Below are 20,888 nucleotides of genomic sequence, written 5' to 3'. Positions count from 1 at the left end.
GTGCTCCACCGCCGCGGATTTCTGCCCCTCCTCTGTTCCGAGGGAGCAGCCGTACGAGGGGACGCACACCGCTGCCGGGGTCACGCGCTGCCCCTCATCGGCGCACCCGGTGGTAGGCCGCCACCACGTCCTGTGCCCTGGGCAGCGCCAGATGTCCCGGGTGGCCCCTGTGGTGGGCCAGGGCGTCCAGTCCGTCCCGCACCACCCGCTCCAGGGCCGCGTCCACCAGCTCGGTCAGAAGAGTGCGGCCGTCGGCCGTGCGCTCGATCTCCTCCAGAAGCCGCGCAATCGCTTCCGTCTGCGAAGGGTCCACGAGCTGGCTCAGAGCGGAGAGGTCCACGTCCTCGCGGCCCCACTGGATGGTGTCGAGGCCGCGAGCGCGAGCGGGTTTGTCCCTGCCGCCCTGCTGGGTGGCGCCATGGCGCGGACCGGACCGGGAGGCATCGTGCCCCGCGGCACCGGGTCCGGACGGGGTGGTACCGCGTTCGGCCGGGACCGTGCCGGACGCTTCCGAGGCGCCGCCAGGAACGTGCGGGCGGATCTCCCCGAAGGACGCCGCAGGACGCATGTCCTCGGGGCGCGGGAAGTCCCGCACCACCTGCCGGGCGCGCTCAGTGACATCCACGGCGCGGTAGGCGTCCATGGCCACCACCAGGTCCGCGACGTCCAGGAACGCCCCGGAGCCACCCGTGACCAGGATCGAAGACACCCCACGCTCCGTGTAGAGGGCCCCCACGCGGTCCACGAATGGTGTGATGGGCTCGCGTTCGCCCGGAACCATGGCCCGCATCCGCTCGTCCCGCACCATGAGGTTGGTGGCGCACGTGTCCTCGTCCAGCAGGAGCACCCCCGCCTGCGCTTCGACGGCCTCCACAGTGGCGGCCGCCTGGGACGTGGAGCCGGAGGCGTTGGACGTGCTGAAGTCGCGGGTGTCCGCGCCGGTGGGCAGGTTGTTGATGAACGGCGAGACGTCCGTGTGGCTCACGGCCCGGCCGTCCTCCGCGCGCACGGACATGGCGCTCGGCAGGGTGACCACGCGTTCGCGGCCGTCGCCAGGCACGTGACTGTAGACCCCGCGCTCCAGAGCCTGCAGCAGCGTGGACTTGCCGTGGTAGCCGCCACCCACGACCACCGTGACGCCCTCGGGGATCCCCATGCCGCTCACGGTCGACCCGTCTTCGAGCTCGAGCTCCACGCGCAGCTCCGGAGGCGTCTCGAACAGGACGGCGCCTCGGGCCAGCGGTTCGTCCCGGTGCCCGGAGGCGCGCGGCAGCACGGCGCTGTCCGCGACGAACGCCACGAGTCCACGCTGCGGCAGCTGCTCCCGCAGGTGCTGGGCATCCAGGTGGGAGGTCACGTGGGCCTGCAGGGCGCGGGTGTCCAGGTTCTCGTACCGCAGCGCGCGCTCGACGACGCCCGGCAGCACCTCGGTGAGCAGCCGGTGCGCGGCATGGCCCTTAATGCGGCGGCCCGCGGCGGGCAGGGCGATCTCGCAGCGCACCTCCGCGTACGCATCCGCGGCCGCGGGGTCCGGCACCACGACGGACGAGCGCTCCAGGATCTCCTGGCCAGTGCTCTGCATGGAGATCCCGCCCGAGTCCTTGCCACCGCGAGGGCCCAGCTCACGGGCGGCACGGGAGAACTGCCGGGTGAGAAAGTCCCCGACCGCCACGCGTCGGTCCTTCGAGGCGATCAGCCCACTCGGGATCCCCGTGCTGCGCAGGGGCAGCCGCACGCGCGCGAGGGACGGCGGGGCGTACGGGTCCGACTGAACGCGGTCCAGGACGAGCTCCGCCTCCCCGAGCCGCCACGAGCCCTTGAGCTGCTTGTACGCGCTGTAGCTGCTGCCATCCAGGCGGGGGAGGGTCTGCGAGAGGTCCGTGCGAGGTGTGCTCATGGGTCCATCGCACCACATGTGCGGGGCCGGGCACGCGGCAGGGCCGCCTCCCCGTGCGGTTTCCCACAAGCAACGGGCCGGGGGACCAGGGCCAAGCGAGCGCTGCGCGCCCCGGGCCCCGTTCACATCTCAGGCTCTGCGTGCCTGCACCCGCCCGAGCACCAGCGCCGCCACAAAGCACAGCACGTATGCTCCGGCGACGGCGGCCCATCCGGCGGTGAACGCCCCCGTGAGGTCCACGAGCTGGCCCACCACCACGGGCCCGAGCGCGAAGCCCAGGTACATCCCGGTGGCCACCAGTCCGGACGCAACCCCGATCCGTTCCTTGGGCACGGCGGCCACGATGCCCGAGTTGATCACTACGTTCGCCGCCAGTGGCAAAGCGGCGTGGAAGGCGACGCCCAGCCACATGAGCCAGTGCTGCTGCGTCGTCTCCGCGAGCACGAGCAGCCCGAGCCCCACGATCCCGCCCAGGCTCATGACCTGGATCAGCGGTGCGGGTCTGCCGAGCCTGCCGGTCACCCGGCCCCACCCGATCCGGCTTCCGATCCCGATCACCCCCATCATGCCCAGCAGCAACCCGGCCACCGTGACGGTGTACCCCATGGCCCGCACCGCGAACAGGGACGCGTACACATTCACGCCCTGCGTGCCCACCGCGTTGAGGAAGGACGTCAGCGTCAGCAGCCACACCGCGGGCGGCAGCGCCCCCGACGACGCCGCGGCGGAGGGCGCGACGGGAGAGGGAGCGGGCGGCGTCGTCGGGGTGTTCTCTCGGGCGCGGCGCTGCAGCCGGGTGACCACGGTCCACCCCGTGACGAGCAGGGGAACGCACAGCAGCGCGCCGAACAGTGCGGCACCCCGCCACCCGAACGCCGCGCCCGCCACCGGGAACGTGAGGCCCGCGACCAGCAGACCCACCTGCACCCCGGACTGCTTCCACCCCATCCACGCGGAGCGCTGGGCCAGCGGCACGCGCTGCGCGACGATGCGGTTGGTCACCGGGTTGGAGAAGGACTGCGCAAGACCCGCAATCAGGGCCGCGACCATCAGCATGGCGTAGGACTGCCACGTGGCGCTGAGCAGGAACGCCACCAGCACACCCCCGAAGATCAGGGTGAGCTGCACGCGGGTGTCGATGCGGTCCGCGAGCACTCCCAGCAGCGGCGCCGCGAGACCCGCTACCACGAACACCGCCGTGATGATGAACCCATACTGCCCCTCGGTGATCCCGTAGCTCTCCACGATGGTGGCGCTCAGCGCACCCACCCCGTAGTTGAACACCGGCCCGGCGGCCATCGCGGCCATGAGCACCGCCAGCAGGATTCCGGGGGCCGTGCGCGTCGGCGAAGATGGGGTGCGGGTCACAGTCGATCACCCTAGCCCCGCACCGCGCCCTCGACCTCCCGTAGGCTTTCCCCACGACTGAGAAAGGCGGACGTCATGAGTGACTCACTGGATCCCGAGCTCGCCCGGGCCCTGCAGGAACCGGCGCGGCTGGTGCGCGCGGACCCTGCACTGCTGGACACGGTCCGCCAGGCGGGTTCCCCCGCCCAGGCGGAACTGATGCGCCGCGTTTCGGACGTGCGCACCGTGGAGGACCGGTATGCGGCGGCCGCCATGCTCGCCGCCCTCTTCGGCCACCGCGGCCCGCTGGACCAGGCCGCCCACGGCTACGGCAGCACCCCGCCACTCGAACTGCTCGCGCTCGCGGACGTCCCGGCGCTCCAGTCCGCCCTGCGGGAATCCCTGTCCTCCCCCGTCCGCACCGGCCTGCTGGAGTGGGCCACCACCGCAAACCCTTCTCACCCGCCCCTCGAACTCGCCATGGCGGCCCGGGATCTCGGGCTGTCCGACGCTGCAGTGCTGCGTTCCGTCGCGGATCGCGCGGACCAGGTCGCCCACGACGCGGCACCCGCGCAGCGGGAGCCACTGGCCCGTTTCTCGGAGGTGCTGCGCGCGGCGGCGGACAACCCCCGGGACGGCGGAGCGGCGGCGTCGTCCGCGCCCGGTTCGATGCCGACGCCGCAGGGTCCCGTCGGCTCGCAGGGCCCCGCGGTCACGACCACCGGCATCCCGGCCTCCGAGATGCTGGGCGAGGACGAGTTGGACGAGCCCTCCCGGCCCGGACATCGCTACCCGGGCGAGGGCGTGCCCGTGCGCGACTCGATCGCGGGCCCCGGCGCCAACGCACCGCGGCAGACCTGGGAGCCGGGCAGCCTCTCGGGACGTCCCATCGGCGGCGAGTCCCAGGACGAGAACGACGCCGCCCACCCGGCCGGTCCCTCGGACTCGCCCGACCGCCACGGACCGCCGGTGCCCCCGCGCGAACCGTCCACCAACGAGCTGTACTACGGCGTGGGCAGCGACCGGTACGCGGACCGGGACCCGGACAGCGAGCAGACCCGGGCCGAGGACCGCCACGTGGCCCGCAACTGGGCCATCGTGTTCGCAGTGATCGTGGCGGTCATCGTGGTGCTGGTGCTGCTGATCTGACCACGGTAGGACCGCCGACCCCCGCCGGGTCGGTAGGTTGGCCAGATCCGCCAGGCCCTGCCTGTTGCGCCACCCGATCGGGTCCAGCTGCCCGTCGGTGAGCGGCTCGGTCATCAGCGCGTAGTCGTAGACCGGGACGGTCTTGAGCCTGTCGCGCTCGAGCAGGGACGGGAACACGTTGGTGGCCAGCACGGCGCGAGGCGCCCGCACGAGCCCGGCGTCGGTGTGGGCCACCACGCCGTCACCCGAGGTGTCCCGCTCGGTTACGCGGCTGTATTCGTGGATCTCGCCACCCAGCTCCGCGACCACCCGGGCCAGTGTGGCGGGGTGGCCTATGGCACACGCCCGCTTCCTCCACCGCCCGGCGAGGTATGTGGGGAGTGGACCTGCCCACGCACCGCGCGCTCATCCAGGAAGACGCTGGAGCCGTCCTCAGCATGGGGTTTGTTCAGCCACTGCACCCGGTGAGGCTCCACGGCCGGGTTGAGAATACCCGTGCGCTCGAAGTCCACGTCCATCCCATGGTGCTCAATCGGGGCGAGTGCGGCCGCGCTCCGGGCCGCTCTGCGGGGCGTTCGAACAGCACTCGACCGCGCCCCGTGGTGATGGGCGGTCATGCGGCGCCCGCGGGGATGTCGACGGTGCTGAGGACGCTGTATGGCTGGTTGTCCCCCCATGCCGGACACCGCCGAAGGGCAGGCCCGCTCCGCCTGACGGAACCCCCGGGTAGCGTGGACCAGGTGACTACTGAACAGAACGACACCGCATCCTGGCAGCACGGCGTGGTGGTGCGCGGCGCGCGCCAGAACAACCTCCGGGACGTCTCCCTGGACCTGCCCCGGGACTCCATCGTGGTGTTCACGGGGGTGTCCGGCTCGGGGAAGTCGTCCCTCGCGTTCGGCACGCTGTTCGCGGAGTCGCAGCGACGCTACCTGGAGTCCGTGGCGCCGTACGCGCGCCGGCTGATCGACCAGGCGGGTGTCCCGGACGTGGACGTGATTGAGGGGCTGCCGCCCGCCGTCGCCCTCCAGCAGCAGCGCGGCGGGGGCGGAGCGCGCTCGGACGTGGCCACCGTGACCACGCTGTCGAGCCTGGTCCGGATGCTGTACTCGCGCGCCGGTTGGTACCCGCCGGAACAGGCCATGCTCTACGCGGAGGACTTCTCCGCGAACACCGTGCAGGGCGCCTGCCCCACCTGCCACGGGATCGGGCGGGTCTACGAGGTCACCGAGGACACCATGGTCCCGGACCCGTCGCTGACCATCCGTGAGCGCGCCGTCGCCTCCTGGCCCGTGGCGTGGGCGGGGCAGAACCAGCGGGACATCCTGGTCTCCCTGGGCTACGACGTGGACACCCCTTGGAAGGACCTGCCGAAGAAGGACCGGGACTGGATTCTCTACACCGAGGACCGCCCCACGGTGGGTGTGTACCGCGGGCTCACCCCGAACCAGACGCGCAGGGCCCAGCAGGAGGGTGTGGAGCCCACGTACCAGGGCACGTTCGTCGGAGCGCGGCGCTACGTGCTGGACACCTTCGCCAACGCGAAGAGCCCGAGCACCAAGAAGCGCGCGGCCCAGTACCTCACGAGCGAGCTGTGCCCGGAGTGCCACGGCAAGAAGATCAAGCACGAGTCCCTGTCCGTGACGTTCGAGGGCCTGGACATCGCCGAGTTCTCGCACCTGCCGCTCGCGCGCCTGGCGGAGATCGCGCGCTCCGTGACTGCCGAGGACTGGACCCCCGGCGAGGCGCAGCACCTGGATGACCACGTGCTCGACGCCGAGGCCCGCGCCGCCTCCACCGCCTCGCGCGTGGCGGAGGGCGGCGCCTCGCACGACGCCGCCCCGGACGTCCGGCGCACCCCGAACCTCTCCGTGGAGAAGCGGGCCGCCGCGCAGCGTCTCGCCGCGGACCTCGTGGCGCGGCTGCAGCCCATGATCGACCTGGGCCTGGGCTACCTCTCCCTGGACCGCACCACGCCCACACTCTCCGGGGGTGAGCGGCAGCGGCTGCGGCTGGCCACCCAGCTCTCGTCCCAGCTCTTCGGGGTGGTCTACGTGCTCGACGAGCCCTCCGCAGGTCTGCACCCCCGGGACCTGGACGCGCTCATCGGGATCCTGCACGGACTCAAGGACCGCGGCAACAGTCTGTTCGTGGTGGAGCACTCCCTGACCGTGATCCACGAGGCGGACTGGCTCGTGGACATCGGCCCGGACGCCGGCGAGCGCGGCGGGCGGGTGCTCTACAGCGGTAAGCCGAGCGGTCTCGCGGAAGTTCCCGAGTCTGCGACGCGCCGCTACCTCTTCGCCGAGCATGCGCCGTCGGCAGAGGCGCGCGAGCCCCGCACGCCGCAGGGGTGGCTGCAGCTCGAAGGCGTCACGCGCAACAACCTGCGCGGCCTGGACGTGAGCCTCCCCGCCGGGTGCCTCACCGCCGTCACCGGCATCTCCGGCTCGGGCAAGTCCAGCCTGGTCAGTCAGGCGCTGCCGGTGCTGGTGCGCGAGCGGCTGGGCCACGGCGGCCAGGAGGACACGGAGATCACCGGGGACCCGGAGGCGGACCTGCTGACCGCCGACGACGCCGCGGACGAGGTGCGCGGGCACGTCGTCTCCCTGCCGGGGAGCGTGCGGCGCGTCGTCGTGATCGACCAGAAGCCCATCGGGCGCACCCCGCGCTCCAACGTGGCCACCTACACCGGTCTGTTCGACGCCGTCCGCAAGCTCTACGCCGCCACGGACGAGGCGAAACGGCGCGGTTACAAGGCCGGACGGTTCTCGTTCAACGTGGCCGGTGGGCGCTGCCCCACGTGCGAGGGCGAGGGCAGTGTGATGGTGGAGCTGCTGTTCCTGCCGAGCATCTACGCGCCCTGCCCGGACTGCCACGGCACCCGCTACAAGGCCGAGACCCTGGAGGTGCTGTGGCGGGAGCGCTCCGTGGCGGATGTGCTGGCCATGAGCGTGGACGAGGCGCATACGTTCTTCGAGGGCGAGGACGCCGTCCACCACACCCTGGGCGTGCTGCGGGACGTGGGACTCGGCTACCTGCGGCTGGGCCAGCCCGCCACCGAGCTCTCCGGCGGGGAGGCGCAGCGGGTCAAGCTCGCCTCCGAGCTGCAGCGGGCCTCGCGCGGGGACACGCTCTACGTGCTGGACGAGCCCACCGCGGGACTGCACCCCGCGGACAGCGACCGGCTCATGAACCACCTGCAGGGGCTGGCAGACGCGGGCAACACGGTGGTCATGGCCGAGCTGGACATGCGCATGGTTGCCCAGGCCGATCACGTGATCGACATGGGCCCGGGTGCCGGCTCGGACGGCGGGCGGGTGGTTGTCGCGGGCACTCCCGCCGACGTCGCGGCGCACCCGGACAGCGCCACTGCACCGTACCTGCGGGCCGTGCTGGGCTGACCCGGCGGTCGGGCCGGGTGGTCTGCACGGGCAGGGGGATGGCCCGGCCCCAGCGGCGGCGCCAAACAGCGTCATGCCGCCGCGGCGTCGTCGAAACCTCGTAATGTTGTCCCCGGGGAAGACGTCGTGTGTGCCACCTCACCACGGCGTGGGGACGCACCGCGGCCGCATCACTGCGGGCAGCGGGCTGGCTGTGCACCACCGCCCGCAGGGGCCGTGACGCACGAGACGGGGGAACACCGAGATGACTGATCCTGGAACGCACCGGCACCGCGGAGCGCACCGCGCCGAACGCCGCGGGCCGAGCGGAACGCTGCTGACCTGGCTGGCCCTGGGCCTGGTGGCCGTCCTGCTGCTGCTCGCCGCCGTCTTCCTGATCCCGCGCGGGGACGACGCCGCGAGCGAGAAACCCTCGGACGCGGCCTCGAGCGCCGCGTCCGGTGACGCGAGTACGGCGGGTGGGGAGCCCGTCGTCGTCGCCCGCGCCAAGACCAGCGCGACCACCTGGTCCGCCGTGCTGCAGGACAGCAACGTGGAGCTGGGGCGCCCCCAGGAGGACGCCGGCACGCGCGAGCTGGTCTCCCGTGCGCTGGGCGAGGCCGAGAACGGGCGCGCCGATAAGGCCGCCACGGACGAGGCCCTGAAATTCCGTGCGCGCACGGAGGGCGACGCCGCGCCCGTGCGCAGTGCCGACGAGCGGCTCGAGCAGCTCGTCAAGCACTCCACCGCGGAGACCACCGCCAGCCCGAGCCCACTGAGCCCCGCCCTGGCCGCGGGCGCGGCCTCCGGCGCCCCGCCGCGCAGCGCGACCGTGGTTTCTCGCGCGGAGTGGGACGCCTACCACTCCCGTAACGCGGACACGGAGCTCGTGGCGAGCACCCCCGGTGACGACGCCCCCACCGCGGACGACGCCGCCCTGCAGCAGGCGCTCGCCCAGTGGCAGCACCTGGCGGAACCGTTCCACGCACTCGTGGCGATCGACGCCTCCGGGTCCATGGGCGAGAAGGTGGACCAGGACGGCTCCACCCGCATGGATCTGACGAAGGCCGCCGCCGCGACCGCCGTGGGGCTGTTCCCCGAGCACGACGCCCTCGGCCTGTGGACCTTCCAGCGGCACCTGGACGGGGACAAGGACTACCGTTCCCTCACCCCGGTGCGCGAGCTCTCCGCCTCGGTGGACGGCGGCACCCAGCGGGACCAGCTCTCCCGGGACGCGGAGTCCCTGACCTACGCCCCCGACGGCTACACCGGCCTGTACGACACCACCCTGGCCGCCTACCGCGAGGTGCTCCACGAAGACGCCCCCGGGCATCTGCGCACGGTGATCGTCCTGACCGACGGCATGAACCACGACCCCGGCTCCATCTCCCTCGACAACCTGCTCACCATGCTCAAGGACGAGCAGGACCCGGACAACCCCGTGCGCATCATCACCGTGGGCATCTCGAAGGACGCGGACGAGGACGTCCTGAAGCAGATCGCGGAGGCCACGGGCGGCTCCTCGCACGTCGCCCGCACCCCGGAGGATATCCAGGACGTGTTCGTCAAGGCGCTCACGAGCGAGTGACCCGGTCCTCCGGCAAGCGCCAATCCCCATAGGACGAACAGGGGATCCCACAGGAGGGCATGGCCGAGAACCGCGGAGTCGGCCCAGGTCGAGTGCCCGAGAACCACCGAGCCCCATGCGCCCGCCGTGCCGGCTCCACCCCGCAGGAGCACCGCGGCGGCCCCGAGCCACGAGACCAACCGGATCCAGGCATGCATGGGGGCAGTGCGGTGATCCACCCATGGAATCACTGCTGCGGCAATCTGGCGCCCGCAATAGCGCCGAGCATCATGTGAAACTGCGGCCCTCCTTCACGCTGCATCTCCACGGTGGCAGTCCCCCAAGAGTGGCCGTTCGGCCAATGCTCCCGTGCCCTGGCCCTCGGTACCGTGGAGACATGACTGCGCAGGTCTCACGACGGACCCGGCTCTACTTCCCCGGCGCCCTCCTGCTGGTGGCGGTGCTCGTGATGGTGGCCGGTGGGCTGACGTGGCGGCAGCAGAAGGAGAACACCAGGGGGCGGTGAATCTGAGGCGCGAAATGCCCCGGGGTCGGGAGCCGCACCGTGGGCCGGGGAGCGGCGCACCGGGACCGCCCCTCACGGCACGAGCCGCGCCACCGTGAATCGGGAGCGCGACTCGTGGTCGGTCAGGCGTCAGGGGCGACGCCACCGGGTCACCGCACCAGCTCGTCCACCACCCGCTGCATGGACTGGCTGTGGTTGCCGAAGCGGTGCATGGTGATGGACACGGCCTGCTCGGCCAGCATGTACATCATCTCCACGCGCCCGGCGCCCACCACGTCCTCGGTGATCAGGGCGATGTCCGGGTGCTCGGCGCGCATCGCGTAGAGGTCCTTGAGGTCCTCCTCGGAGCCGTCCCACGGGGAGATCACGCGGACGCGGGCGCCGTGGCGGACGTCGAGGGCGTCGTCGTCCAGGGCGCGCAGGTCCGAGAGCTGACCCAGCGGGCCCAGGGAACCGGTGCCCAGGGCGTGCGCGAACTCGGCGTCGGACGCCGGGTTCAGCACCGTGGCGAACAGCCCGTTCACGGCTGCGGGCAGCGAGTCCGCGGCGCTGAGGACCACCTGCGAACCCGAGCGCACGGCCGCGAGGCCCACGCGCAGGACGTCCGTGAGGGACGCCCCTTCCTGGGCGCGCACCACCACGGTGCGGGGGCGGTAGCGGAACATGTTGGCCTCGCTGAGCAGGGCCGTGGGGTCCTTGACCTGGCCGAACTCGCGCTGCCACTCGGACTGGTCGGACTGCGCGGCGCGGCGCAACCACACGAGGTCCTCGTCCGAGATCAGCGGGGTCACGGCGTCCAGTGCGCGGTGCACACGCGGGTCCAGAACCCACGCACCGGCCGCACCGCGGTCCGTGCTGGAGGACGAGAACCCGGCGCGCTTCCAGCGGCCCAGCGACGCCAGGTAGTTGGGGCCACCGGCCTTCGCGCCGAGACCCACGGAGGAGCGCTTCCAGCCGCCGAACGGCTGGCGCTGCACGATCGCACCCGTGATCCCGCGATTGACGTAGAGGTTGCCCGCCTGGACGGTGTCCACCCAGCGCAGGATCTCGTCCGCGTCCAGCGAGTGGATGCCCGCGGTGAGCCCGTAGTCCGTGGCGTTCTGCAGCTCCACGGCCTCCTCGAGGCTGTCCGCGGACATGAGCCCCAGGACGGGGCCGAAGCACTCGGTGAGGTGGAAGAAGGACCCCGGCTTCACACCGGTGCGGATCCCGGGACGCCACAACCGCCCGGTGTCGTCCAACTGCTTGGGCTCGATCAGCCATTCCTCGCCGGGTTCCAGCTGGGTCAGCGCCCGCAGTAGCTTGTCGCCGGGCTGTTCCACGGTGGGGCCCACGCTCGCCTGAAGGTTCACGGGCCAGTCCACCACCATGGAGGACGCCGCGTCCACGAGCTGACGGCGGAACCGCTCGGACGTGGCCACGGACCCCACGAGGATCCCGAGCGATGCCGCGGAGCACTTCTGCCCCGCGTGACCGAACGCGCTGGACACCAGGTCCCACACCGCCTGGTCACGGTCCGCGCTGGGCGTGATCACGAGCGCGTTCTTCCCGGAGGTCTCGGCCGTGAGGGGCCGTGCGGGATCCCACGACGCGAACAACTGCGCCGTCTCGTACGCGCCGGTGAGCACCACGCGCTCCACGTCCGGGTGGGAGATCAGCTGCTGACCGGCCTCCCCCTCCACGGGGGCCACGAGTTGCAGCACGTCCCGGGGCACACCGGCCTCCCACAGTGCTTCACACATGGCGGTGGAGCAGCGCCGCGATTCGGGGGAGGGCTTGTGGATCACGGCCGAGCCCGTGGCCAGGGGCGCCACCGTAGTGCCCGTGGGGATGGCCAGCGGGAAGTTCCACGGCGGGGTCACCACGGTCACGGCGTGCGGCACGAAGTCGCCACCGTCCACGAACTCCAGCTCCAGCACGCGGCGGGCGTAGTAGCGGCAGAAGTCCACGGCCTCGGAGACCTCGGGGTCGCTCTGCTCCAGCACCTTGCCGGTCTCCGCGCCGGCCACGGCCATGAGGTGACCGCGGCGCGCGGCCAGGATGTCCCCGGCGCGGTTGAGGATCTCGGCGCGCTCGCGAGCGGGCGTGGCGGCCCATCGCTGCCCCGCGGCCTTGGCGGTGGCGACGACGTCGTTCACGGCCTCGACCGCATCCCCCGAGTTCTCCTCGACGTCCCGCAGCAGCTCGGGGACCGCCAGCGATTCGTACCACTGTGGGTCCCCGATGCGTTCGGCGATCTCCTCCGCCCACTTCTGGTTGGCGGGGACGGAGACGTCCGTGTCCGGTTCGTTGCGGAACGGCTCGTCCAGGGGGATCGTGGGGGTCTCCCCCGCGGTTTCCGTGCGGCGGTCCTGCACGCGCCGCGGATCGAGCGCCTGGGGATCGTCCTCGAGGTCAGCGAGCGCCGCCCGGAACCGGGCCTCCTCGCGCTGGAAGACCCAGTTGTCCGGACCCAGGTCGAAGATCCCGGACATGAAGTTCTCGTTCGCGGAGTTCTCCTCGAGCCGCCGCACCAGGTAGGACACGGCGACGTCGAACTCCGCGGGCTTGACCGCCGGGACGTAGAGCAACAACTGGCCCACGTCCGTGGACACGGCCTCGCTCTGGGAGGTGGCCATGCCTTGGAGCATCTCGAACTCGATGCGGTCGGTGACACCGCGCTCCGCCGCGAGCAGGTGGGCGAACGCGATGTCGAAGAGGTTGTGCCCCGCGACCCCCAGGCGCATACCGCGCATGCGCTCGGGGTGGAACAGCCACGAGAGCACGCGCTTGTAGTTGGTGTCCGTGGCCTGCTTGGACTCCATGGTGGCCAGCGGCCAGCCGTGCATCTCCGCGTCCACGTTCTCCATGGCGAGGTTCGCGCCCTTGACCAGGCGGACCTTGATCTGTGCGCCGCCGTCCGCGACGCGCTGCCCGGACCACTCGGAGAGCCGCTGGATGGCGCCGAGGGCGTCTGGAAGATAGGCCTGGATGACGATGCCGGCCTCGAGGTTCTTCAGCTGGGGCTTGTTCAGCAGCCGCTGGAACACCTCGATGGTCAGCTCGAGGTCCGAGTAGACCTCCATGTCCAGGTTGATGAACATCTTGCCGGTGCCCTTGGTGGCCGCGGTCTCGTACAGCGGCAGCAACCGCTCGACCACGCGCTCGGCGGTGCGGTCGAAGCCCCAGTGGGACAGTTGCGGTACCACGGAGGAGACCTTGAGGGAGACGTAGTCCACGTCCTCGCGGCGCAGCAGACCCTCGGCGTCCGCGAGGTGCTTCTTGGCCTCGTCCTCACCGAGCACTTCCTCGCCCAGCAGGTTGATGTTGAGCCGGTGCCCGTGCAACCGCAGGGCCTTGACGGACTTGCCGAACGGGCCGGGGCGGGCGTCCACGACCATGTGTCCCACCATTTGCCGCAATCGGGTGCGTGCCGCGGGGACCACCACGGAGGGCAGCACCCCGGACAGCGCCGTGCCCGCCTGGATCTGGGCCCGGTCCGTGGCGGGCATGGACTGCGGGGTCAACGTCGCGATGTCCTGCAGGGCCTTTGCCGCGGCCTTGGTGTCCTCGGTGCGGACGACGCGATCCACGAATCCCACCGTGAACTCCAACCCGTTGGGGTCCTGGAGCACGGCGGCCAGACGGTCCTCCGCGGGGTTCTTCTGGGTGTTCTTCCGCTGGTTCTCCTGAGCCCTGAGCAGCCACGTGCGCACGAGGTCCACGGCGGGATCGGCGAGGGCGTGAGGATCGGTTCCGGTATTGACGGTGCGTGCCATTGCAACGCCTCCAAAGTCTCGGCCCGGGAAGGGTGCCGAGGCACTCCCTCGGCCACCAGCCGAGTCTCACCGGGCCCGGCGTGGCTGGTCCTCACACGCTATCGTGATCCCCGCCACGGCGAAGAATCGCCGGCCTACGACCGATCGAGCTCCGTCTCCAGGATGTCCAGCACCCGGATGAGGTTCAGGTGGGCCTCCACCTGCGGGAAGTTGCCGGTGGCCCGGCGCTGGGACGGCGAATAGGTGGAGGGCAACAGACCCAGCTCGTTGGCGGTGCCGAGCACGAGATCCGTGAGCCGCGTGGCGTCCCCCGTGTGACCGCACAGCGCCAGCTGCTCGGCCAACTGCAGGGTCGCGGACACGGACGGCACCGACTGCCCCGCGAAACCGTCCTGACCGATCGAGGACACGAACGCCTCGGCGTCGTCCAGGTCGGTGAGCTGCGGGAGGTTGCGGTAGCGGTGCAGCAGCCCCGATCGGTCCGTGAGCTCCTTGCGGATGCGCGCCACGGTGCCGAGCATGCGTTCGTCGTCGTAGGCCACGAAACCCACCGTGGGCAGCTGCAACAGGGAGGCGTCCACGTCCGTGGAGCCGTAGTACTGCACGAACGAACCCACCTGGGGGTCGTAGCCGTTGGTCCAGATCTCGTGCGCGAGCTGGTCCCGGTGTTCCTCCCACGTCTCCACGTCCCCGGGCAGCCCGTGGATCCGCACGGCGTCCACGCCGGCCTGCAGCGCGGCCCACATCATCACGCGCGAGTGCGTGTAGTACTGGGGTTCGCCGCGCATCTCCCAGACGCCCTGGTCCTTCTCCTCGTAGTTGGCCACGACGGCGCGCAGCAACGCCTGCTGCAACGGCCAGGACAGGTGGTCCTCCTGCACGCCGCGCCGGCGCAGCATCTCGAACACCCGCAGCACGTGACCGGCCACGTCCGCCTGGTAGTGGTTGCCGGATGCGTTGCCCTCGCGCACCGGGCGCGATCGCTCGTAACCCGGCAGGTCCACGAGGCGTTCGCGGATCTGTCCGGAGCCGTCCAGCGTGTAGATGTTGGAGGGGTTGTCCACGTCCCCGGCCACGGCGCGCAGCAACCAGTTGCGCAGTTGCGCGGCCTCCCGGTCGTGGCCGTGGTCCAGCATGATCTCCAGCGCGGAGGCCACGTCCCGGGGCCACGCGTGACGGTGGTCCCAGTTGCGTTCCCCGCCCAGCACCTCCGGCACGGACGTGGTGTCCGCGGCGATCAGTCCGCCCGTGGCCTGGTGCATGAGCCCGCGCACCACGAGCAGGCTGCGGCGGATGATGTCCTCGGGGGCATCCTGGCTGCTCGTGAAGTGCACCGTCTCCTGGGCGTCGGCGTCCGCCGGGCGGTCCCCGTGGCGCCCCACGTCCCGGCCGGACGCGGGCTCGCCCGCGTTTCTTCTTTCCGCCGACGACGCCGCCCACGCGCCGTCGTCCCCGTCCTCCGGGAGTTCGGGGTCCGCGGTGGGGTCCGTGAGCGGATCGTACGGTTCGTACAGATCCGTCCACTCCTGCCACAGGTTCAGCGTGGCCGTGAGGGTCTCATTGACGTCCACCGCTTCCGGCGGGACGCCGTGGGACGGGAACCACGTGAGCGTGAAGTCCCTGGTCTGGCCTGCGGCCACCGTGAAGGAGCCCGCATGGCGCCGCTTGCTGCGGTCCGGGTCCGCCTCCGGCAGCGGGTCACCGTGGAACACCACGGAATCGGGGCCGGCCATGCCCACGAGCACGGACTCCGCGACCGCGCCCTCCTCCGATTCCTCCTCGAGCACGTCGAAGCGGCTCAGCCACGGGACCGACGAGCCGTAGTTGAAGCGCAGCCGCAGGTCCTGGAACATCTCGACCTCGCCCGTGAGGCCCTCCACCCGGCGGATCAGTTCCGTGCGGGAGTTCAGGGGCATGAAGTCCGTGACCCGCACCGTGCCGGTGTCCGTGGTCCACACGGTGTGCAGCACGAACGTGTTCTCCGCGTAGAACCGCTCCACCGCGGTGACGCCGGGCAGGGAGAGGTCCACAGCGGCGTCATCGTTGACCGCGCAGTACGGCGCCAGCAACCAGCGGCCGTGGTCCGGGGTGCCCAGCAGCGCCGCGAACAGCGCGGGCGAATCGAAGCGCGGGACGCACCACCAGTCCACCGAGCCATGACGGGAGACCAACGGCCCGCTGCGCATGTTGGAGAGCAGGGCGTAGTCCTCGATCTTGGAAGCCATGGACCCAGAATCCCATAAACGCCCCCGGCGGCTCACGCCGCACGGAACTCTGGCCGTTCGGCCAGTGCCCGCTGGGCGGGTGCCCGATACCGTGGATGCTCCATCCGATTCCGTCCGACGGCTCCGGGGCCCGGGGCCCCCTCGACCCGGCGGACGCCACCGCGACCGATGCAGGAGGACACCACCCGTGACCATGCCCTACCAGCCAGCGTTTCGCGCCACCCAGCCCGGCGAGCGCGTGGGCCCCCTGAAGGCCCTGCGCAACTTCTTCGGCAGGGGCTTGCAGTTCTCCGGCCGCGCATCCCGTTCCGAATACTGGTGGATCGCCCTGTACGCCGCGCTGCTGTCCTGGGGCGGCCAGCATGCGGACGAGCACGATTACTTCAGCGGACCCCTGACCGACGGACCCGAGTGGATCGCCGTGATCTACCTCCTCCTGGCCCTCGCGCTGCTGGCTGCTGCGATCCTGTGCGTGGTCTTCGGGATCGCGCTGTCCGTCCGGCGACTGCACGACGCCAATCTCTCCGGGCTCTGGTACCTCCTGATCCTGGTCCCCTTCCTGGGCGCTCCGGCACTGCTCATCCTGGCGCTGCTGCCCCCGGACCCGCGGGGTGTGCGCTTCGACAACCAGCTCCTGCCGCAGGCACCGGGCGCGGGCTCTCGCTGAGCGGTTTCCTCAGCCACAGCACGTGGACGCGCACGGGCCCGGCAGCACCATGCGGTCAGTGCCTCCCCACTGCCACACGGTGGCGCCGCACCTCGCAGCGCGTGCCCAGCACCCGCCCCGCCCCTCAAGTTCGACGCACCGAATATGTACGATTCAACATGGCGGAGATCCACGACTACGAGCCCACCCTCACGGACGTGGGCAAGGCGTCCGGTGCCTAGCTGGTCCTGAACAACGGGCTCAGCCTGGAGGGCTGGCTCGGGCAGTTCGTGGCCTCGGCCAACGTGCCGCACGCGGTGGTCTCTGAGGGTGTTCCCACGGTGGACATCGCGGACCAGCCCGGAACACCCAATCCCCACCTGGATGAGCCCCACGAACGGGCAGCGCTACGTGGACACCATCGCGACCGCCCTGAGCGACCTCGATCCCGAGCACGCCGCGCAGTTCCGGGAGAACGGCGACAGGTACAAGGAGCAGCTGGACGAGGTCCGCGCGGACCTACGGGAACGGCTGGACCGGGTCCCCGCGAACCAGCGCGCACTGCTCACGTGCGAGGGCGCCTTCTCCTGCTTCGCGCGGGACGCCGGACCGAGCGAGCATTACCTCTGGCCCGTGAACTCCGAACAGGAGGCGGGTCCACAGGAACTGCACTCGGCGATCGACACCGTGCCGCAGAACCACGTCCCGGCGGTGTTCTGCGAGTCGACCGTCTCGGACCGCCAGATGCAGCAGGTGGTCGAGGCCACGGCCGAGGTGGTGACGGGGTCCTCGGACCACTCCCCCAGGTTCTAGATGGCCCGCAGGTAGTTCTGGTGGCTCACCGAGAGCTTCGCGACCGACATGGTGGGAGACTCTAGCAAGGCAGAGAACCTCTCACCGAGCAACCGGACGTCATGCAGGCGCTCCACGGTGCGTCCTGGCGCGGGAAGTTTATGTCGTGTGCATACACTCCGGTAGACCACCCGCTTGGGTGGACGTCACACTACCCTGTCACCGCCCCGCCAGGCGGTTTACAGGTGGAGCGGAGGGCCTGCCTGCTGCCCCCTCATGAACCGACGTCGAGCCCCCTCGGGACGACCGCCGTCGACCCCTCTTCCCCCGTTCCCGCCCGCGTACCGGGCGTGCCGCTCGACGCCGTGGCCCGCGCCGCCACGAGGGGCATCCAGATCTACCCCTCCGTGGCCTCCGCGCAGTTCAGCATCACTGGCAGCCCTCGGGCCCCCGAACTCACGGTCACGCTGGTCTTCACTCCCGCCCTGGAGAACCAGCGGATCAAGGACGAGATCCGCTACGAACTCATCCCGGGGCTGGAAGTCATCATCGGCGCCCCGTTCGCCCGGGTGACGCTGGACTACACGGATGCAGCGTCTGCCCTCACCCCGGCGCCCGAGACCACCGCCTGACGGAGTGGCGGGAGCCGCCCTTCGACCCTTTTCTCACGGTCACCGCACATGGTGCGATTCCTGCAGCTGATAGACGGGCGTGTCCATCCCCAGCTCCCGGGCCTTGAGCTGCAGCGCGAGGTACTTCGAGTAGTGGCGGGACTGGTGCAGATTGCCGCCATGAATCCACAACTGCGGCACCGCTGTGGGCTTCCACATGTTGCGCAGCTCCCCTTCCCAGGGACCGGGGTCGCGGGTCGTGTCCGAGCCGTACCCCCAGCACTTGCCCACCGCGTCGGCAACCTCCGGCGAGACGAGATCCGCGAGCCACGCGTTCATCGATCCGTACCCGGTCGCATAGACGAGCAGGTCCGCGGGAACCAGCCGGTCGCCGTCGATGACCACCCCCTCCGGCACGATCTTGGTGACCTGACCGCGCTCCAGCTGGATCCGGCCGTCGATGATCAGCTGCGATGCACCCACGTCGATGTAGTACCCGGATCCGCGCCGCAGGTACTTCAAGAACAGGCCTGAGCCGTCCTCGCCGAAGTCCAACTCGAAGCCGGCGTCGGTGAGCGCACGGTAGAAGTCCGCGTCCCGCTCAGCCATCTGCTCGTACACAGGAATCTGCGCAGCCGGCAGCAGCCGGTACGGCCACGAGGCGAAGAGCATGTCGGCCTTCTCCGTGGTCACCCCGTTCTCCAGGGCCTCCTCCGAGTAAAGCGCGCCCAGCGCCAGCTCCCGCAGGGAGTCGCTGCGGGAGATGTGCGTGGAGGAACGCTGGATCATCGTGACCTCGGCGCCCTTCTCCCACAGGGCTGCCGCGATGTCGTGGGCCGAGTTGTTCGACCCGATGACCACAGCGTGCCTGCCCTCGACATCCTCTTCACCACCCGTGAACTCGGAGGAGTGACCCTGCCACCCGGCGAAGTCGTCGGCGCCCTCGAAACGGGGGATGTTCGGGTAGCCGGAGACACCCAGCGCGAAGACGAGTTGGGTGGGGTGCAGGATGACCTCCTCGCCACGGCGGTCCACCCGCACGGTCCACGTGCCCGCGCCCTGGTCGAACTGCGCGCCCAGGCACCGTGTGCCAGCCCAGTAGTCGAGTTCCATGATGTCCACGTAGTGCTCGAGCCAGTCCCCCATCTTGTCCTTCGACGGGAAGATCGGCCAGTCGTCGGGGAAGGGCAGGTAGGGCATGTGGTCATACCAGACCGGGTCGTGCAGGTGCAGCGACTTGTAGCGTTTGCGCCACGAGTCACCCGCCCGCTCGTTCTTCTCGACGACAATCGTCGGCACGCCGACACGTCGCAGCCGCGCGGCGAGCCCGATGCCACCCTGACCCCCGCCGATGATCAGCACGTATGGCTGCTCGTCGAAACCGAGCCGGGCGTCCCGCTCCGCCCGGGACTCCTTCCACGTCTTGCGTCCCCGGGTGATCTCGTGGGTGACGCCGAGCTCACGGCGGGGGCCCTTCTTCTCCTCGTGCCCCGTCAGTTCCTGCAGGGTGGTCAGCAGTGTCCAGCAACGCCCCTCCACGAGCCTCAGGTGAGCCCAACCACGCCCGGCGGCGGTCATGAAGTTGAGCCATGCCTCTGCGTTCTCGGCCGTGCCCGATGCGGGCTCGGCGATCTGCCAATCGTGCGGATCGACCGTCGGCAGCTGGGCCTGGAGCATCGCCGCGATCTCATCGATGCCTTCGAGCGTCTTGAGGTTCCATGTGAATGCCACGAAGTCACGCCAGTAGCAGTCCTCGGCGAAGAGTTCCCGCAACGCGTCCTCGTCGTGCGCACGGAGGGCCCGGTCGAAGGCGGCGAGCCACTTCTCGACGGCGCTGCTGGCCGTCTGCGGATCGTCACTCCCTGCGGAGCTCTCGCCGGGATCGGTTGCATGATCGTGGGTCTGAGTCATGTCACTTCCTAATGTGGCTGAGCTATGATTTGTGTCACACTAGCGCGCTTCACCCGCCGACAACACCGGGCAGGACGAAAGCCCTGGGTCGCCACGATCTCCAGCGATCCGGTCTGCCGACCGCGCGTCCGGATCTGCGAGTGGATGACGACGCCGCCGCCCGCACCGTGAAGCCCCATGGCACCAAGGCGTGCAGAGGCCTGCCTCCCAGAACACGGGAGCCTCGAGGTTGGCCCGGGCGGCCCCCACTGCACGTCGGCACCGTTGACCGCCCCGGTAACGTGGGGGTTTTTTGCATAACGAGCCCCTCCGGCCCATCGGCAGGGAAGCGAGAGGCGGAACGGACAATGGTCGGCATCGTGCTGTACATCATCGAGGGCGCGCTCTTCTACTGCTCCAGCCGCCTCGTCATCGCGGCGATCGTGGCCACATACCGGCACAACGGGGCCGTCGTGCGACGAGATCACACGAAGGCCGGTGCGCCCCCGGCCTGACTCCGGCGGTCACGCCAACGACCCTCACGCCCGCCAGCCAACAGTCCCCCATGGACCCCGCCCGCCCTGAGACCCGCCGGGCGCGCGCGGCCACCGCCACGGCCAGCACAACCGAGATGACCGACCTGCTGCGCACCTCGATGCGCACCGTCCTGCACCCGCACGTGTCCACCACCACATTGCGACAATACCCCCATAGGGTATAATTTGGACCCATGAGCAGCCCCGAGACCCCCACCCGCGGGTACACCCAGGACAAGGCGGCCTACGCCCGGCGTCTCAAGCGCATCGAAGGTCAGGTGCGCGGTGTGCAGCGGATGATCGATGAGGACACCTACTGCATCGACGTCCTCACCCAGATCTCCGCCATCCAGTCCGCCCTGAAATCCGTGAGCCTGGGGCTCATGGAGGAGCACCTGGGTCACTGCGTCAAGCACGCCGTGGAGGCCGCCCACGACTCCGGGGACACCTCGGACATGGACGCCAAACTCGCGGAGGCCAACGCCGCGATCGCGCGGCTCGTCAAGAGCTGAGCGGGCGCCGTCGGCCCATGCCGCGGCTACCAGGACTTCGGGCCGTACA

14 protein-coding genes are annotated in these 20,888 nt (G+C 70.6%); 9 read left to right on the top strand and 5 right to left on the bottom strand.

Annotated features, from left to right (window positions below):
• Positions 1–94: 94 nt before the first annotated feature.
• Together RF650_RS02450 and RF650_RS02445 are read right to left on the bottom strand one after the other, a co-directional pair.
• Positions 95–1,897 carry a P-loop domain-containing protein gene (locus RF650_RS02450; RefSeq protein ID WP_368813975.1) on the bottom strand — a complete coding sequence of 601 codons (1,803 nt, stop codon included), beginning with the start codon at positions 1,895–1,897 and terminating at the stop codon, positions 95–97.
• A gap of 129 nt (positions 1,898–2,026) precedes the next feature.
• Positions 2,027–3,265 carry an MFS transporter gene (locus tag RF650_RS02445; RefSeq protein ID WP_368813974.1) on the bottom strand — a complete coding sequence of 413 codons (1,239 nt, stop codon included), beginning with the start codon at positions 3,263–3,265 and terminating at the stop codon, positions 2,027–2,029.
• Positions 3,266–3,340: 75 nt separating this feature from the next.
• Between RF650_RS02445 and RF650_RS02440 the strand changes: the two genes are divergently transcribed.
• The 4 genes from RF650_RS02440 to RF650_RS02425 all read left to right on the top strand — a co-directional run bounded on the left by RF650_RS02440 (position 3,341) and on the right by RF650_RS02425 (position 9,869).
• Positions 3,341–4,393 (top strand): hypothetical protein, encoded by a 1,053-nt coding sequence (locus RF650_RS02440; protein WP_368813973.1) that lies wholly within the window; start codon positions 3,341–3,343, stop codon positions 4,391–4,393.
• A 740-nt stretch (positions 4,394–5,133) separates the two neighbouring features.
• Positions 5,134–7,797 (top strand): excinuclease ABC subunit A, encoded by a 2,664-nt coding sequence (locus RF650_RS02435; RefSeq protein WP_368813972.1) that lies wholly within the window; start codon positions 5,134–5,136, stop codon positions 7,795–7,797.
• Between the two features lie 244 nt (positions 7,798–8,041).
• A complete protein-coding gene (locus RF650_RS02430) occupies positions 8,042–9,364 on the top strand; it encodes a VWA domain-containing protein (RefSeq protein WP_368813971.1) in 1,323 nt (440 codons plus the stop codon).
• 376 nt (positions 9,365–9,740) lie between these two features.
• Positions 9,741–9,869: a hypothetical protein gene (locus RF650_RS02425; RefSeq protein WP_276401450.1), complete on the top strand. Its 129-nt coding sequence runs from the start codon at positions 9,741–9,743 to the stop codon at positions 9,867–9,869.
• Positions 9,870–10,018: 149 nt separating this feature from the next.
• Here the strand turns inward: RF650_RS02425 and RF650_RS02420 are convergent, their stop codons facing one another.
• Positions 10,019–13,627, bottom strand: coding sequence for a bifunctional proline dehydrogenase/L-glutamate gamma-semialdehyde dehydrogenase (locus tag RF650_RS02420; protein WP_368813970.1), 3,609 nt, complete (start codon positions 13,625–13,627; stop codon positions 10,019–10,021).
• A gap of 134 nt (positions 13,628–13,761) precedes the next feature.
• Positions 13,762–16,047, bottom strand: coding sequence for a glycoside hydrolase family 15 protein (locus tag RF650_RS02415; RefSeq protein WP_368813969.1), 2,286 nt, complete (start codon positions 16,045–16,047; stop codon positions 13,762–13,764).
• Between RF650_RS02415 and RF650_RS02410 the strand changes: the two genes are divergently transcribed.
• The 3 genes from RF650_RS02410 (at position 16,046) to RF650_RS02400 (ending at position 17,922) form a co-directional block, all read left to right on the top strand.
• On the top strand, positions 16,046–16,519 hold the full coding sequence (locus tag RF650_RS02410; RefSeq protein WP_368814040.1) for a DUF805 domain-containing protein: 474 nt from the start codon (positions 16,046–16,048) through the stop codon (positions 16,517–16,519). The two genes, RF650_RS02415 and RF650_RS02410, sit on opposite strands and share 2 nt — an antisense overlap.
• Before the next feature lie 363 nt (positions 16,520–16,882).
• Positions 16,883–17,311: a metal ABC transporter solute-binding protein, Zn/Mn family gene (locus RF650_RS02405; protein ID WP_368813968.1), complete on the top strand. Its 429-nt coding sequence runs from the start codon at positions 16,883–16,885 to the stop codon at positions 17,309–17,311.
• 329 nt (positions 17,312–17,640) lie between these two features.
• Positions 17,641–17,922 (top strand): hypothetical protein, encoded by a 282-nt coding sequence (locus RF650_RS02400; RefSeq protein ID WP_368813967.1) that lies wholly within the window; start codon positions 17,641–17,643, stop codon positions 17,920–17,922.
• A 39-nt stretch (positions 17,923–17,961) separates the two neighbouring features.
• Here the strand turns inward: RF650_RS02400 and RF650_RS02395 are convergent, their stop codons facing one another.
• Positions 17,962–19,812 carry an NAD(P)-binding domain-containing protein gene (locus tag RF650_RS02395; protein WP_368813966.1) on the bottom strand — a complete coding sequence of 617 codons (1,851 nt, stop codon included), beginning with the start codon at positions 19,810–19,812 and terminating at the stop codon, positions 17,962–17,964.
• A gap of 347 nt (positions 19,813–20,159) precedes the next feature.
• Between RF650_RS02395 and RF650_RS02390 the strand changes: the two genes are divergently transcribed.
• Together RF650_RS02390 and RF650_RS02385 are read left to right on the top strand one after the other, a co-directional pair.
• Positions 20,160–20,306 (top strand): hypothetical protein, encoded by a 147-nt coding sequence (locus RF650_RS02390; RefSeq protein ID WP_165489760.1) that lies wholly within the window; start codon positions 20,160–20,162, stop codon positions 20,304–20,306.
• 215 nt (positions 20,307–20,521) lie between these two features.
• The gene (locus tag RF650_RS02385) at positions 20,522–20,839 is read left to right on the top strand and encodes a metal-sensitive transcriptional regulator (protein WP_035960928.1); all 318 of its coding nucleotides are present in this window, start codon (positions 20,522–20,524) and stop codon (positions 20,837–20,839) included.
• Positions 20,840–20,888 lie beyond the last annotated feature (49 nt).

Source organism: Kocuria sp. CPCC 205297, from assembly GCF_040981035.1.
In the GTDB taxonomy this organism is placed as follows: domain Bacteria; phylum Actinomycetota; class Actinomycetes; order Actinomycetales; family Micrococcaceae; genus Kocuria; species Kocuria marina.
The sequence above is the reverse complement of the archived record's forward strand: the minus strand, read 5'-3'. Positions and strand labels throughout refer to the sequence as shown.

What these genes read in the sequence shown, in the direction of transcription:
- RF650_RS02415 (WP_368813969.1), bottom strand. Translation starts at nt 16,047, where the DNA reads ATGGTCACGGGTGGTGTCCTCCTGCATCGGTCGCGGTGGCGTCCGCCG.
- RF650_RS02390 (WP_165489760.1), top strand. Translation starts at nt 20,160, where the DNA reads ATGGTCGGCATCGTGCTGTACATCATCGAGGGCGCGCTCTTCTACTGC.
- RF650_RS02395 (WP_368813966.1), bottom strand. Translation starts at nt 19,812, where the DNA reads ATGACTCAGACCCACGATCATGCAACCGATCCCGGCGAGAGCTCCGCA.
- RF650_RS02450 (WP_368813975.1), bottom strand. Translation starts at nt 1,897, where the DNA reads ATGAGCACACCTCGCACGGACCTCTCGCAGACCCTCCCCCGCCTGGAT.
- RF650_RS02425 (WP_276401450.1), top strand. Translation starts at nt 9,741, where the DNA reads ATGACTGCGCAGGTCTCACGACGGACCCGGCTCTACTTCCCCGGCGCC.
- RF650_RS02385 (WP_035960928.1), top strand. Translation starts at nt 20,522, where the DNA reads ATGAGCAGCCCCGAGACCCCCACCCGCGGGTACACCCAGGACAAGGCG.
- RF650_RS02410 (WP_368814040.1), top strand. Translation starts at nt 16,046, where the DNA reads ATGCCCTACCAGCCAGCGTTTCGCGCCACCCAGCCCGGCGAGCGCGTG.
- RF650_RS02430 (WP_368813971.1), top strand. Translation starts at nt 8,042, where the DNA reads ATGACTGATCCTGGAACGCACCGGCACCGCGGAGCGCACCGCGCCGAA.
- RF650_RS02420 (WP_368813970.1), bottom strand. Translation starts at nt 13,627, where the DNA reads ATGGCACGCACCGTCAATACCGGAACCGATCCTCACGCCCTCGCCGAT.
- RF650_RS02440 (WP_368813973.1), top strand. Translation starts at nt 3,341, where the DNA reads ATGAGTGACTCACTGGATCCCGAGCTCGCCCGGGCCCTGCAGGAACCG.
- RF650_RS02405 (WP_368813968.1), top strand. Translation starts at nt 16,883, where the DNA reads ATGAGCCCCACGAACGGGCAGCGCTACGTGGACACCATCGCGACCGCC.